The sequence below is a fragment of the Hydrogenophaga aromaticivorans genome, from assembly GCF_013387465.1.
In the GTDB taxonomy this organism is placed as follows: Bacteria; Pseudomonadota; Gammaproteobacteria; order Burkholderiales; family Burkholderiaceae_C; genus Hydrogenophaga; species Hydrogenophaga aromaticivorans.
In genome coordinates this window covers 1-14,274 of sequence record NZ_VYGV01000014.1, presented here as the reverse complement: position 1 = coordinate 14,274, position 14,274 = coordinate 1, and the positions used below count along the sequence as shown (strand labels likewise).

Annotated in this window: 10 protein-coding genes; 5 read left to right on the top strand and 5 right to left on the bottom strand. The window is 70.6% G+C overall.

The window, feature by feature from the left end:
- The 4 genes from F3K02_RS15285 to F3K02_RS15270 form a co-directional block, all read left to right on the top strand.
- Positions 1-1,518: FtsX-like permease family protein (locus tag F3K02_RS15285; RefSeq protein ID WP_177136492.1), on the top strand; the 1,518-nt coding region annotated here is incomplete at its 5' end.
- Between the two features lie 20 nt (positions 1,519-1,538).
- Positions 1,539-2,636 (top strand): PLP-dependent cysteine synthase family protein, encoded by a 1,098-nt coding sequence (locus F3K02_RS15280; RefSeq protein ID WP_177136491.1) that lies wholly within the window; start codon positions 1,539-1,541, stop codon positions 2,634-2,636.
- Positions 2,608-3,786 (top strand): lipocalin-like domain-containing protein, encoded by a 1,179-nt coding sequence (locus F3K02_RS15275; protein ID WP_177136490.1) that lies wholly within the window; start codon positions 2,608-2,610, stop codon positions 3,784-3,786. The genes F3K02_RS15280 and F3K02_RS15275 overlap by 29 nt, the downstream gene beginning before the upstream one ends.
- Positions 3,787-3,922: 136 nt before the next feature.
- On the top strand, positions 3,923-4,138 hold the full coding sequence (locus F3K02_RS15270) for a CsbD family protein (protein ID WP_177136489.1): 216 nt from the start codon (positions 3,923-3,925) through the stop codon (positions 4,136-4,138).
- Positions 4,139-4,199: 61 nt separating this feature from the next.
- Here F3K02_RS15270 and F3K02_RS15265 read toward each other — a convergent pair whose 3' ends face one another.
- Complete coding sequence (locus tag F3K02_RS15265; protein ID WP_177136488.1) at positions 4,200-4,901, bottom strand: Crp/Fnr family transcriptional regulator; 702 nt, start codon at positions 4,899-4,901, stop codon at positions 4,200-4,202.
- A 267-nt stretch (positions 4,902-5,168) separates the two neighbouring features.
- On the opposite strand from F3K02_RS15265, the gene F3K02_RS15260 reads away from it, so the two are divergent.
- The gene (locus F3K02_RS15260; RefSeq protein WP_177136487.1) at positions 5,169-6,302 is read left to right on the top strand and encodes an OmpA family protein; all 1,134 of its coding nucleotides are present in this window, start codon (positions 5,169-5,171) and stop codon (positions 6,300-6,302) included.
- Positions 6,303-6,409: 107 nt separating this feature from the next.
- Here the strand turns inward: F3K02_RS15260 and F3K02_RS15255 are convergent, their stop codons facing one another.
- The 4 genes from F3K02_RS15255 to F3K02_RS15240 all read right to left on the bottom strand — a co-directional run.
- Complete coding sequence (locus F3K02_RS15255; RefSeq protein WP_177136486.1) at positions 6,410-6,967, bottom strand: hemerythrin domain-containing protein; 558 nt, start codon at positions 6,965-6,967, stop codon at positions 6,410-6,412.
- Positions 6,968-6,986: 19 nt separating this feature from the next.
- Positions 6,987-7,190 carry a hypothetical protein gene (locus F3K02_RS15250; protein ID WP_177136485.1) on the bottom strand — a complete coding sequence of 68 codons (204 nt, stop codon included), beginning with the start codon at positions 7,188-7,190 and terminating at the stop codon, positions 6,987-6,989.
- Between the two features lie 117 nt (positions 7,191-7,307).
- Positions 7,308-8,027 (bottom strand): Crp/Fnr family transcriptional regulator, encoded by a 720-nt coding sequence (locus tag F3K02_RS15245; RefSeq protein ID WP_177136484.1) that lies wholly within the window; start codon positions 8,025-8,027, stop codon positions 7,308-7,310.
- 192 nt (positions 8,028-8,219) lie between these two features.
- The coding region (locus tag F3K02_RS15240; protein WP_177136483.1) for a glycoside hydrolase family 94 protein at positions 8,220-14,274 on the bottom strand (6,055 nt) is incomplete at its 5' end.

The following is a 14,274-nucleotide window of genomic DNA, read 5'->3' as shown; positions in this document are numbered from 1 at the left end:
ATCTCGGAGGCGGTCGACATCCAGGTGGTGGGCGAGGCCGGCAGCTACCCCGAGCTGCGCGAGCAGTTGCGCAAGAGCCCCTGCGACGTGCTCGTGCTCGACCTCAACATGCCCGGGCGCGGCGGGCACAACGCGTCGCGGCACCACGGCTGGGCGCTGGCGCTCATGTTGATAGCCGCCGCGCTGGCCTGGGCACCGCCGGTGGGCGGCATCCCGCTGGCGGCCTATGTCTCGGTCGGGCTGCTGCTGGTCGGTGGCATCGCCGCGCTGCCGCTGGCCGTGGGCGCCTTGCTGCACTTCCTGGCACCACTGGTGGCACGCCACGCGCTGCCGTTGCTGGCGGTCGAGCGCTCGCGCCGCCTGCGCGAGACCGCCGCCGTGGCCACCAGCGGCGTGGTCGCCAGCCTGGCGCTCTCGGTCGCGCTCACGGTGATGGTGGCGAGCTTCCGCGACTCGGTCACGCAGTGGCTCGACGGCGTGTTGCCAGCGCAGCTCTACGTGCGCTCCGGCGGCAGCGGCCTGGGCGACGGCAACAGCCTGCCGCCGGACTTCGTGATGGCCGTGACCGCCCTGCCGGGCGTGGCGCGGGTGGACCCGCTGCGCGCCACCTCGCTCCAGCTCAAGCCCACCCTGCCCGCCGTGACCCTGCTCGCGCGTCCGCTGGCCCAGGGCGACGACGCACCCGCCGGCCAGAAGCTGCCGCTGGTGGGCCTGCCGGTGCCGCTGCCGCCGGCCGCGGCGGGCGAGCGTGTGGTCGCGGTGTACGTGAGCGAAGCCATGCTGGACCTGCACGGCGCGGTGCCCGGCGGCTGGCTGCCGGCCCTGGCGCAGGCGTTTCCGGCGGGCGGCGACACGCGCTTCTTCGTCGCCGGGGTCTGGCGCGATTACGCGCGCCAGCACGGCAGCGTGGTGATGGACCGCGCCGACTACGTGCGCCTCTCGGGCGACACGCGCGTGAACGACCTGGCGCTGCACCTCGCGCCCGGCGCCGACGAAGACGCGGTGCGCGCGTCCATCCGCGCGCTGGCCGAGCGCCAGGGCGCCGCGGGCCTGATCGAGTTCGCCTCGGCCGGGCAGATCCGTGCCACCTCGCTGCGCATTTTTGACCGCAGCTTCGCCGTCACCTATTGGTTGCAGGCGGTGGCCATAGCCATCGGCCTGTTCGGCGTGGCGGCCAGCTTCAGCGCGCAGGTGCTGGCGCGGCGCAAGGAGTTTGGCCTGCTGGCGCACCTGGGCCTGACGCGGCGGCAGATCCTCGGCGTGGTCGCGCTCGAAGGCCTGGCCTGGACGGTGCTCGGCGCGCTCGCCGGGCTGGCGCTGGGCCTGGGCGTGAGCCTGGTGCTGGTGCATGTGGTCAACCCGCAGAGCTTCCACTGGACCATGGACCTCGTGCTGCCCTGGGCGCGGCTGCTGGCGCTGTGTGTGGCGGTGGTTATCGCCGGCACCGCCACCGCCTGGCTGGCGGGGCGCGCCGCCGCCGGCCGCGACGCCGTGCAGGCGGTGAAAGAAGACTGGTGAACCTCCCTCACAATGACCCCATGAACACACCCCACTGGCTGCACCAGGCCATCGCCCGGATCGAGGCCGACTTCTGCCGCAGCGCCGACACCCACCTGATCGCCCTGCCCCTGCCGGGCTGGGCCGCGCACGGCATCGACCTCTACCTCAAGGACGAATCCACCCACCCCACCGGCAGCCTCAAGCACCGGCTGGCGCGCTCGCTGTTTCTCTACGCGCTGTGCAACGGCTGGCTGCAGCAGGGCACCACGGTGGTGGAAGCGTCCAGCGGCTCCACCGCCGTGAGCGAGGCCTATTTCGCGCGGCTGCTGGGCCTGCCCTTCGTTGCCGTCATGCCACGCAACACCTCGCAGGAGAAGGTGGACCAGATCGCGTTTTACGGCGGGCGCTGCCATTTCGTGGAGCACGCGGGCGAGGTCTACGCCGCCGCGCAACAGCTGGCCCGCGAGACCGGCGGCCACTACATGGACCAGTTCACCTACGCCGAGCGCGCCACCGACTGGCGCGGCAACAACAATATCGCCCACAGCATGTTCGAGCAGATGGCGCGCGAACGCCACCCGGTGCCGCGCTGGATCGTGGTCGGTGCCGGCACCGGCGGCACCAGCGCCACCATCGGGCGGCACCTGCGCTACCAGCAACACGCCACCCGGCTCTGCGTCGCCGACCCCGAGGGCTCGGTGTTCTGCGCCTACCACCGCAGCGGTGACGCCACGCTGACCGCGCCGGGTTCGCGCATCGAGGGCATTGGCCGCCCGCGCGTGGAACCCAGCTTCATCCCCACCGTGGTGGACCGCATGGTCGAGGTGCCCGACGCCGACTCGCTGGCCGCCATGCACGCGCTCACCGGCCTGCTCGGCCGCCGGGTCGGCCCGTCCACCGGCACCAACCTCGTGGCCATGCTGGCGCTGGCGCAGGAGATGAAGGCGTACGGCGAACGCGGCTCCATCCTCTCACTGCTGTGCGACAGCGGCGAGCGCTACCGGCAGACCTATTTCGACGCCAGTTGGGCACAGAACCGGTTCGGTGACATCAGCGCCGCCCAGGCGCGCCTGGACGCCCAGCTCGCTTCCGACAGCGGCCCCCAGGATGCACCCACCGACCCCACCCGGGAATGACGCCCAACCCACCGCGAGCGTGAGCGCGCGGCGCCGCCTGGTGCTCGGCTCGGCCGCGGCCTGCGCCCTGCCCTGGCGGTGGGCGCAGGCCCAGCAGCCGGCGCCCGCCCGCGGCCCGCTCACACCGCGCGCACTCGCCTTCCCACGCGACCACGGCACGCACAACGACACCCGCACCGAATGGTGGTACCTCACCGGCCACGCGCAGGACGCGCAGGGCCGCGCCTTCGGTTTCCAGGTCACGTTTTTCCGCAGCCGCGTCGATGGCACACAAGGCCTGACCAGCCGCCTGGCCGCGAAGCAGCTGGTGTTTGCCCACGCCGCCATCACCGACGTGAGCGGCCAGCGGCTCTGGCACAGCGACCGCATCGCGCGCTGGAACGGCGAACCGCCCGCCACCACCGGGCGCGGCGTGTACGCGCTGGAAACCGACACCCACGTGGCGCTGGGCGACTGGTTCATCCAGCGCCGGTCCGACGGCGGCTACACCACCCGCGTCAGCGACGACGCGCTGCGCATCGCGATCGACGCGACGCCCACGCAGGCCATCCTGCTGCAGGGCGAGCAGGGCTTTTCGCGCAAGGGCCCCGACCCTGCGCAGTCCAGCTTCTACGTCAGCCTGCCGCAGCTGGATGTGCGCGGCACGCTGGGCTTTCAAGGCAATACCTTCACGGTCACCCAGGGCAAGGCCTGGCTCGACCACGAATGGAGCGAAGCCCTGCTGCACCCCGAGGCCGTGGGCTGGGACTGGATCGGCATGAACCTGTTCGACGGCCACTGCGTCACCGCCTTCCAGCTGCGCCGCAAAGACGGCAGCATGGTGTGGGCCGGCGGTTCGTTCCGCGCCGCGGGCAGCGCGCAGAACCCCACCGACATCTACCGATTCCGGCCCGGCGAAGTGGAATGGGTGGCCCAGCGCCACTGGACCAGCCCGCGCACCCGCGCGCGTTACCCGGTGGAATGGATGATCCGCACGCCCGCGGACTTCTACACCGTCAAGGCCGTGATTGACCCCCAGGAACTCGACAGCCGCGCGAGCACCGGCACGGTGTACTGGGAAGGCCTGTCCGACCTGTTCGACAGCAACGGCAAGCACGTCGGCCGCGGCTACCTGGAGATGACCGGCTACGCGCAGCGCCTGGTGCTGTGAACGCGGGCACAGGCTGAGCGGTCGTGCGCTGGCGAACCCTGAACGGTTCGCCAGCGCACAGACGGCCGCCCGTTCCCGACCTAAAAAGGGCACCGTGGTGGACGTTTCTGTTCACCCGACAACCTGAGGACATCGCATGAACTGGGACACCATTCAAGGCAACTGGAAACAACTCACCGGAAAAGCCCAACAGCAGTGGGGCAAGCTGACCGACGACGACCTGCAGGTCGTGGCCGGCCACCGCGACCAGCTGGCCGGCAAGATCCAGGAGCGCTACGGCATCGCCAAGGACGAAGCCGAAAAACAACTCAAGGACTGGGAAGACCGGGCCGACGACAGCTGGTTGAAATAACCCGCTCGATGCTGTTCGCCTGCGGCAGACCACCGGCCCGGGCGACAGCCGCCGGCGTGGTTCAGTTTTTGCGCCCCGTCAGTTCCTTGTGGAACTGCTTGTCGGCGGCGTAGCAGCTGCAGGCCTCCGCCTCCAGCGCCGCCCGGTCGAGCACCTGCAGCTCGCCCCGGTGGTAGGCGATGAATCCACTCTGCTGGAACGACCCGGCCGCCTCCGTCACCCCCACGCGCCGCACACCGAGCATCAGGGCCATGAACTCCTGCGTGACGTGAAAAGTGTCGGCCTGCGCGCGGTCCTGGCTCATCAGCAGCCAGCGCGCCAGGCGCGGCCCGATCTCGTGAAAACGCTCGCAGGCCGAGGCCAGTGTCTGCTGGTGCAGCCGCACCAGCAGGCTCGACTGCATGACCTCCTGCAGCGGCAGGCTGCTCACGATCTCCGCGCGCAAGGCTTCGGCGCCGATGCGCCAGCTCTTGCCCTCTCCCTGCACCAGTGCCCGCCAGGGCGTCTTCGCCAGCCCCAGCACCAGCTCCGAACCGAGCATGGACTCTCGCCCGACCATGCCCACTTCGAGCGATGGGTAGTCGTCCACATCGATCACCAGCGAGATGAAGCCCGAGATCGGAAAGTGCGCGTGGCTCAAGGGCTCGCCGCGCACGCTGAGTTCGGACGACAGCTGCAGGTCAAAAGGTTCGCACTGGTCCAGCAGGTGCCGTCGAGCGTCTTTCGGCAGCTGCTGGAGCAGGAGGTTGTCGGCGTTGGCCATGAGCGTGTGGTGTCCCTGGTGACTCTGCGCCACCCGGGAGGGGCGGCGTCATGTGGTGTGCTCTGGATGGTGTGTCCTCGGCGTACTGAAAAACAGTGTGTGAGCACACGGGGCTGTTGACTGTCTGCCAGCGCACACAAGAGAAAAAGAACCGGTGGTGTGGCTGTCCTGCACATGTTCGACAGCGTACCGACGCTGTTCCCTCAGCCGCCTAAAAACAGGGGTGTGCAATCCGCGCAATGCGTCTGAGACGCAAGAAAGACCCCCATGAAAAAGCTGACTGTTCTCCACCTGCTCGGCGTCGCCGGCATGGCCACCTTCCTGGCGTCCTCTGCGTACGCGCAGAGCACCAGCCACTTCTATGGCGGCGGCTCGGTCGGCCAGTCCCGCACCGAGATGGATCCCGCGCACACCACCGGCGTGCTGCTGCCGGGCGTCAACACCACCGGTGTCGCCACCGACAACAAAGACAAGGCCTTCAAGCTCTTTGGTGGCTACCAGATCAACCGCAACATCGCCCTCGAAGCGGGCTTTTTCGATCTGGGCAAGAACCGCTTCAGCACCTCCACCTCGCCCTCGGGCACGCTGTCCGGCGAGACCCGGGTCCAGGGCCTCAACTTCGATCTGGTCGGCACCCTGCCGCTGACCGAACGCTTCTCCGCGCTGGCCCGTGTGGGCGCCCAGCACGCCTGGTCCAAGGACCGCTTCAGCGGCACCGGCGCCGGTGCCGGCATCCCGTCGAGCAGCAAGCACAACGATTCCAACTACAAGGTCGGCCTGGGCGTGCAATACGAGATGACGCCCGCGTTCTGGATCCGCGGCGATGTGGAGCGCTACCGCATCAAGGACGCCGTCGGCCGCCGCGCCAACGTGGACGTGGCCTCGGTCAGCCTGGTGTTCCCGTTCGGCCGTGCGCCCGAGCGCGTGGCCGCAGCGCCGGTCTATGTGGCACCCGCCCCGATGCCGGAACCCGTCGCCGTGGCACCGGCGCCCGCGCCGGTCGTGATGGCACCAGCGCCCCAGCGCGTGAGCTTCTCGGCCGACACGCTGTTCGGCTTTGACAAATCCACCGTGCGCCCCGAAGGCCGGGTCGAACTCGACAAGTTCAGCAACCAGCTGAGCGGCACCAGCTACCAGTCGATCAGCGTCGAAGGCCACACCGACCGCCTGGGCTCCACGGAATACAACCAGACCCTGTCCGAAGAGCGCGCCGAATCGGTCAAGAACTACCTCGTGACCAGCGGCAACATCGACCCGACCCGCATCAGCGCCGTCGGCAAGAGCGAAACCCAGCCAGTGACCGCAGCCGGCGACTGTTCGGACAAACAGGCACGTCCTTCGCTGATCAACTGCCTGCAGCCCGACCGCCGCGTGGAAGTGGAAGTCACGGGCACGCGCTGACCCGGTGTTCCCCTGCCGCACCCCTCGCGGGGTGTGGGCAAGGAAAAGGCCCGCTGCCAGACTGGCAGCGGGCCTTTTCCTTTGGGCGCACGGTGGGCGAAGTGCGCTCAGGCCAGGGTCAGGTGGCAGGCCGGTGGCCAGCCACCCAGGACCACCCTGGATTCGGACCGGGGCAGGCCGATGCGGGTGAAGTCCTGCTGTTGCTGCGCCCGGCGGCGGCGCGCCATCTGCTCGCCCAGCGCGGCCGTGTCCAGACCGATCATGCGCACTTCAACGAACAGCACCGCCCGGGCATCGTCCATGCTGGGCAAGACGCAGTCACCGATGTCGATCACCGCATCGTCGTAGCCCGGGTCGCCGGGTTCCATCTCGTCCAGCCGCGCGATCAGGCGGCGCAGCCGGGCGTGGTCGCACAGCGCGGTCTGCGCGAGCAGCGCGCCGTTCAGCGCCGGGCGCACCACCGGGTAGAAGACCTCTTCTTCGATCAGCGCGTTCAGGCTCAGCGCATCGCACAGGCGGTCCACGATCTCGGCCTTGCGTTCCGCGCCGCAGCCTTCGACCAGGCGCACACCGTCGTATTCGCGCAGCAGCTTGCGGATGAGTTCGTGGTCCAGCCGCAGCTGGTCCAGCGCGTCGCGTGTGCGCAGGGCGGATTTGGGGCGCACGGCCAAGCGGGCGTCGGGTTCAGGCCTTGCGCACACCGGGCACACCTCGGGTGTTGTGGGGCAGGCTCATGGTCGGTCGCGTGACCGGTCCTGTGGGTTGCACAGTCGGAAGGGGCGGCACGGGCATCTGCCCCTCGGGCGCAACGCCCTCGCGGGTCAGCGCGTTGGCCTGCGGCTCCAGCGGGAGCGGCTTGGGGGTGGCTCGGTTGGCGACTGTGATCATGTCAGGGCCCAGGTTCGGCTTCGGGGTCGCGCACCACGCGCCACCGCAGGGGACGTTGTAGCCGCCCAGACCACGCGAGGTCTGTGCGGCAGCGTACGTTTGCCGGTCCCCCCGGAGTTACACCGCCCGGTGGTTGGGCAGCAGCCGGTCGTACTCTGTTTTCACCACGCGATAGCACTCGCAGACACGCTCTTCCAGCGCGTCGCGGTCGATCACGGTGATGTGACCCCGGGCGTAGCGGATGAGACCGAGCTTCTGCAGCTTGAGCGCCGCTTCGGTGACGCCCTCGCGGCGCACGCCGAGCATGTTGGCGATCAGTTCCTGCGTCATCACCAGCTCGTTGCCGCTCAGGCGGTCCAGGCTCAGCAGCAGCCAGCGGCAGAGCTGCTGGTCCAGCGAGTGGTGGCGGTTGCACGCCGCCGTCTGCGCCATCTGGGTGATCAGCGCCTGGGTGTAGCGCAGCAGCAGGTGCAGCACCGGGCCGGAGCGGCTGAATTCTTCCTTGATGTCGGCCGCGCGCAGGCGGTAGCCCTTGCCTGCGCTCTGCACCACGGCGCGGCTGGGCGTGGTCTCACCGCCCATGAACAGGGCAATGCCGACCAAGCCCTCGTTGCCCACCACCGCGATCTCGGCCGAGGCACCGTTTTCCATCACGTAGAGCAGCGAGACGATGGCGTTGGTGGGGAAGTACACGTGGCTCATCTTGCTGCCCGATTCGTACAGCACCTGGCCCAGCGGCAGGTCGACCGCCTCCAGCAGCGGACTGATGCGCTGCCATTCGGGCACAGGCATCGAGGCCAGCAGTTGGTTGGCGGACTGGTCCGGTGCAATTTCCATCGTTGTGATCCCTGTGGTGGATGTTGTTTTCGGTCCCAGGACGGCCGGTGTGACAGATTGCGCGCATGTTGAACCGCACAGAAGGCTGTGTTTGATAGCGTACATACATAAATGGTTCTTGTCTGTTCGATGGCGCACAGACGCACAGACGCCTGGAGCGCCCGCTCCGGTCTGGCTGCAAGCCTGGTGCCTTCAGGTTCCTGGCGGCAGCGGCACCACAAAACAACTGCTTTGTGGCAGATCGGTCCAGCGCAGGCGTTCGCCCACGGTCAGCATCTGGGCATGCGGCTCGGCGCAGTCGGCCAGAGCCGCCACGGCTTCGCCGCGCACCAGCAAAAAACGCATGTGGCGGCCGTCGCGCAGCAGCGTCAGCTCGGCCCGGGGCCAGTGCAAGGGCAGGCAGGGGGTGAAAAACAGGTCTTCGGCGCCGATCTCCAGGCCCAGGATCGACCCGACCGCCGCCCGGTGCAACCAGCCCGCCGCACCCGTGTACCAGCTCCAGCCGCCGCGGCCTTCGTAGGGTGGCGCGCTGTACACATCGGCCGCCATCACATAGGGCTCGACACCGTAAGACCCGCCCCATTGGGGGTGTGCCGCGCGGTGCGCCGGGCTCAAGTAGGTGAAGTAGCGGTAAGGCGTGTTGCGGGCGTAGGTGTTGTTTGTTTCACGCTGCGCCAGGGCGGCCGCGGCCATCAGCGCCCAGACGCCGGCGTGGGCGTATTGCCCGCCGTTCTCGCGCACACCGGGCGGGTAGGCCTGGATGTAGCCAGCGCTGGGCTGGGCGTGTTGCAGCGGCGGGTCGAGCAGGCGGATCAGGCCGTGCGCCGGGTCCACCAGCTGCGCCTCCACCGCGTCCATCGCCTGGCGCTGGCGCTCGGGCGAGGTCTGGTCCGAGAGCACGCTCCAGGCCTGCGCGATCAGGTCGATGCGGGCCTCGGCCTGCGTGGACGAACCGAGCGGGCTGCCGTCATCGAAGAAAGCGCGTTTGAACCAGGCACCGTCCCAGGCTTCGCTGCCCAGCGCGACGCGCCAGCCGGCCAGCGCGGCTTCCCAGGCGCGCGCCCGGTCGCGTTCGCCGCGAGCCCGCGCCAGCGGCAGCCAGGCGATCACGATGCAACACAGGAACCAGGCCAGCCAGACCGACTCGCCACGCCCTTCGCTACCGACGCGGTTCATGCCGTCGTTCCAGTCGCCGGTGCCCATGAGCGGCAGGCCGTGGGCGCCCACCGGCAGGCTGCGGTCGATGGCGCGCGCGCCGTGTTCGTAGACGCTGGCGCTTTCGCGGCTGATGCCGGGCGTGTCGTAGCGGTCTTCCGCGCCCTCGGGCACCGGCGGGCCGTCAAGAAAGTGCACCGCTTCGTCCAGCAGGGCGGTGTCGCCGGTGGCGTTCAGGTAATGCGAGGTGGCCAGCGGCAGCCACAGCAGGTCGTCGGAGAAATGCGTGCGCACGCCGGCGCCCCCCGGTGCGTGCCACCAGTGCTGCACGTCGCCGGCCTCGAACTGGCGCGACGCGCAGAGCACGATCTGCGCGCGCAGGATCGCCGGGTCGGCCCCCACCAGCGCCATCGCGTCCTGCAGCTGGTCGCGGTAGCCGGTGGCGCCGCCGGCCTGGTAGAAGCCGGCCTTGGCCCACAGGCGCGAAGACACGGTCTGGTAGAGCAGCCAGCGGTTGACGAGCGCGTCAAAGAGCGGGTCGGGCGTGCTCACCTGGGTCGCGCCCAGCAGCGTGTCCCAGCGCGCGCGGGTGTGGCGTTCGCGCTCGCGGGCGTTGGTGGTTGTGGCCTGGCGCATGAGCGTTCGCGCCGCCTCGGGGTCGGGCGCGTAGCCGATCAAAAAGACCTGGTCGAGCGACGCGCCGGGGCGCAGCGTGACCGGCCGCGACAGCGCGGCACACGGGTCCAGCCCGAAGCCGCTGCGCTGCCCCAAGCGCTGCGGCAGCACCAGATGGCCCTGCCGGTCGAAGAAGGCCCGGCGGTCGCAGGTCCAGTCCAGGCCCTCGGGGTCGTGCACGCCTTCGTGCGATTCGCAGAAGAAGGCGGTGCCCCCGCCAAAACCGCCCGCGGCCTCGGTCTGGGTGCAGAGCAGCCCGATCAGGCCGGCGCCGGGCGGGCTCACGAAATACGGCTTGCTCAGCAGGCTGCCGCGGTCGCTGCGCTTCTCGCCCATCATCCACTCCACCAGGCCGGTGATGCGCAGATGGGCCTTGCCGCTGCCGTGGTTGCGCAGCCGGATGCGCACCTGCTTGACCGCGGTGTCGGCATCGACACTCCAGCTCACCGACGCGGCCAGCGACCCGCGCCGGTGGTCAATGGTGGTGAGGCCCTGGCCGTGCACCACCTGGTAGCTGACGCCCTCGGCGGCCCAGGCCGACGGGGTCATGCTCCAGACCTCGCGCGTGCGGCGGTCCTGCAGCAGGAAACATTCGGAGGGCGGGTCGCCGACGGGGTCGTTGGCCCAGGCGGTGAGCTGGTTCAGGCGGCTGTTGAGCGCCCAGGTGTTGCCGCCGCCGCTCTCGGACAGCAGCGCGCCGAAACAGGGATTGGCCAGCACGTTGCACCAGGGCCGCTGCGGCGTCTCCGTGGCGCTGGCCTCGAAGGCGAAGGCGCCGATGTCGCCCGCGAACACGCCCTCGGCCGGCGCTGGCGCGACCTCGCCCAGGTGCAGGGGCACCGGGTCCGGCACCTCGGGCTCACCGCGCCAGTTGCACGCCACCGGCGTTTCGTGGCGGTCGCACCAGGCGCGCACCTGGTGCAGCAGGGCTTGGCCATCGGCCTGCAGCTGCACGCGCGCTAGAGATCGCAGCGTGGCGATCTGTTCGGGCGACAGCTCGTCCGCGCGCAGCAGGTGCAGGCCGGTCACGGCCGGGCCGGGGCGGGCCTGCAGGTCGGCCGCGTGCTGTTCGAGCAGCAGGGTGAGTTCGCGCTGCAGCGGCATGTGGTAGGAGTGCGCCTCGTGGCTGAGCACCACCAGATCGCAGGCCACGCCAGCGCGCGACCACTCGCGCAGCACCAGCGCCAGCACGCGCAGCAGACCCAGGCCCTGGGGCGCCCCGGCGTGCACCAGCAGCAGCGGGCGGTCGCCCGAGAGGCCGAGCGGCCAGAGCAGGCGCCGGTCGCTGCGCTGCGGTGGCGCGTTCGCGGGGTCGGTGGCCGGCGGGTCCATCTTCGGCAGCGTCAGCACCAGGGCAGTGGTCAGGGCGTGCAGCGCGGGCAGGTAGTCGGTGCGCGGGCGGTGCGGCACCGACGGGATGCCGGCCAGCGTGGCCGACATCACCGAGGAGCGCGCCACGTAGCTGGGCTGGCGGTACTTGTCGATCACGGCGCGCAGCGTGGCCGCGTCGTCGCTGGCGGCGGTGGCGAAGGTCACGATGGCCTGCGCGCCCGGCTCGATGCGCAGCCGCACGCCGAGCGCGGCCACCGGGTCCAGCCCGGTCTCCAGCGGGCCGGCCTCCAGCGGCACCGGGTCCATCTGCGCCAGCGGCTGGGCCGGCGTGTGGTGGCGGCCGAGCCAGCGCAGGCGGTCGGTCTGGCAGCGCAGCCCCAGCACCTCACCCTCGGTGTCGGCGACAAAATGCGCCGCCTGCATCGCCTGCTCGGTCACCAGGCGCGGCGCGCGCACGCAGCGCAGCGCCTGTTGTTCGGGCAGCCAGTCGGTCTTGACGAACAGGTTGGAGAACGCCGGGTGGGCCTCGTCGGCGGCGTGGCTGGCCAGGGTCACGTCGAGCGCGGAGATCAGCTCCAGCTCGATGGGCTGATCGCTCAGGTTGGAGAGCACCACCTTGCGCAGCTCCACGTCGTCTTCCGGGCTGACCCAGACCGTGGTGTTGACGCGCAGCTCGGGCCAGAGCGCGTCGAAACACACGCGGTCGGTGTGGAAGCGGCAGCTGTAGACCGCCTGGGGATCGGGCGCGGGGTGCTGCGTGACCGAGACCGGGGCGCCCGCAGGGTCCAGGCGCAGGTAGACGAAGGCGCCGCAGGCGTCGCGCAGCGCGTCGTCGCGCCAGCGCGTGATGCCGGTCTGGCCCCAGCGGCTCCAGCCGGCGCCGTTGGCGCGCAGCGTGACGCTGTAGCGCCCGTTGCCCAGGAGGTGCGTGGGCTCCAGCGCCAGCGCGCCCGGGATCAGCGTGCGGATGTGGTCCGGCGAGCGCCGTTGCCAAGCCTGCAGCGGCAGCCGCAGCGGTGCCAGCAGCGCGGGCAGCTCGCGCGGTGCGCGCTCGTGCAGCAGCGAACTCACCGCCTCCATGCGCGGATGCGCCATGCCCCAGCGTTGCGCCACGCCAGCGCGCAGCACGTTGGCCAGCGCCACCAGGCTCATGCCCTGGTGGTGCGCCATGAAGGTGTGGACCACGGTGAAGCGCTCGCCGTGGGTCTGCCGCGCGGGGGTGAAGTCGAGCGCCTCGAAGAAGCCGTAGCGCCCGCGCGCTGACAGCGCGGCGAGGCGCCGCAGGTTGTCGCAGGCCAGGCCGGCGTCCACCTGGGTCGCGAGCACCGTGGCGTAAGGCGCGATCACACGTTCGGCCACCGGGGTGCGGCGCAGCGCCAGGCGCGGCACACCCTGCGGCGCGTACTGGTAGGCCAGGGTGTGGTCCTGCCCGGCGTAGGCGCTTTCGGAAATGCCCCAGGGCATGGGCGAGCCGTGCACGAAGGCCACCTGCTCCAGCACCGCCGACTGCCCGGCTTCGCGCAGCGCGCTGCCGCGCGGTTCGGCGACCACCAGCGAGGGCATCAGGTACTCGAACATCGAGCCCGACCAGGAGCGCAGCACGGCGTGCCGACCGCTGGCAAAAAACGGCCGGCCCAGCGCCGCCCAGTGGCGCACCGGCACATCGCCCTTGGCGATGGCCAGCAGGCTGGTGCTGCGCGATTCCGAGGCCAGCAGGTCGTAGAAGCTGGTGTCGAGCTGCTGATCGTCAATCCGATAACCGATGTGCAGCAGGTGGCGCTTGGGGCTGTAGAGAAAACGGAAGTCCGGCGCCCAGGCCAGCGCCTCCAGCGCGGCGGCGAGTTCGAGCAGGCGCCCGGTGGCGCGCTCGCTGCTGCCCGCGCCCACCGCGGCGGCGTCGTGGCTGGCCGAGTGCAGCGTGGCCAGGTGGTCGGTGAGCAGCCAGACCAGTTCGTCCTGCGGCGTGGTGACGTGGCTGACGATGGCGGGGTTGCGCGCCTGCGTGAGGCCGCCGAGTTCGTGCCGGGCTTCCTGCACCAGGGCGAGGAAGGCGGCGCAGGCCACGGCCTCGCAGGGTTCGGGCGCGGCGGTCTCCAGCAGCCGGCCAATGGCGGTCTGCGCCAGGGGCCGGTGCAGCAGGGTCTGCAGCAAGCCCAGACGCGGCTGCAAGCGCTGGCGCGACAGGCGCAGCGCCCCGGCGCTGGCCAGCGCGGCGTGCGGGTCGCGGGCCAGCTCGGTGCAGGCCTGGGCGACGGCGAGCAGGTGCGCGCAGAGGTTGCCGCTGTCCACCGTGGACACATACCGCGGCGCCAGCGTCTGCAGGGTCCGGGTGTCGTACCAGTTCAGGAAATGGCCGCGGTGGCGCTCCATCTGCAGCAGGGTGGCGAGCGTGGCCTCCAGCCGCGTCAGCAGGTCCTGCGTGCCGATCCAGCCGAACTGGCGCGCGCAGGCGGTGCTCAGCAAATACAGGCCGATGTTGGTGGGCGAGGTGCGGTGCGCCACCATCTCGTAGGGCGAGGTCTGCAGGTTGTCGGGTGGCAGGTGGTGGTTGTCGGTGTCGACGCAGCGCTCGAACAGGCGCCAGGTGTCGCGCGCCACGCCTTCGAGCAGGTCGCGGTCGGCCGCGGCCAGCGTGGGGCGGCGGCGGGACCACGGCCTGTTGCACGACCACACCAGCAGCGGCGCCAGCGCCCACAGGGCGAGCACGGCGAGCGCCAGCGCGCCGGGGGCCGGTGTGAGCAGCCACAGGCCACCCGCCAGGACCAGCGCGGTCAGCGGCGCGGCGCGGTGGCGCCACAGCGTGGCCGGCAGGCCGGTGCCCAGGCCCGCCTGGGCCGCTTCGGCGGTGGTCCATTCGAGCAGGTGGCGGCGGCTCACCATCAGCCGGTGCAGGGTGCGCAGCACGGCGTCGAGCGCGAGCAGCGCCTGCTGCGGCAGCAGCGCCAGGTGCCAGAGCCCGCCGCCGATCACCGTGCGCTTCATGGTGGAGAAACGCAGGTCGTTCTGCTGCATGTGGCCCAGCAGCATCTGCCACACCGTGGGCACGCCCGCGGCCATGCTCACCTTTTCGGATTCGATCAGTTCG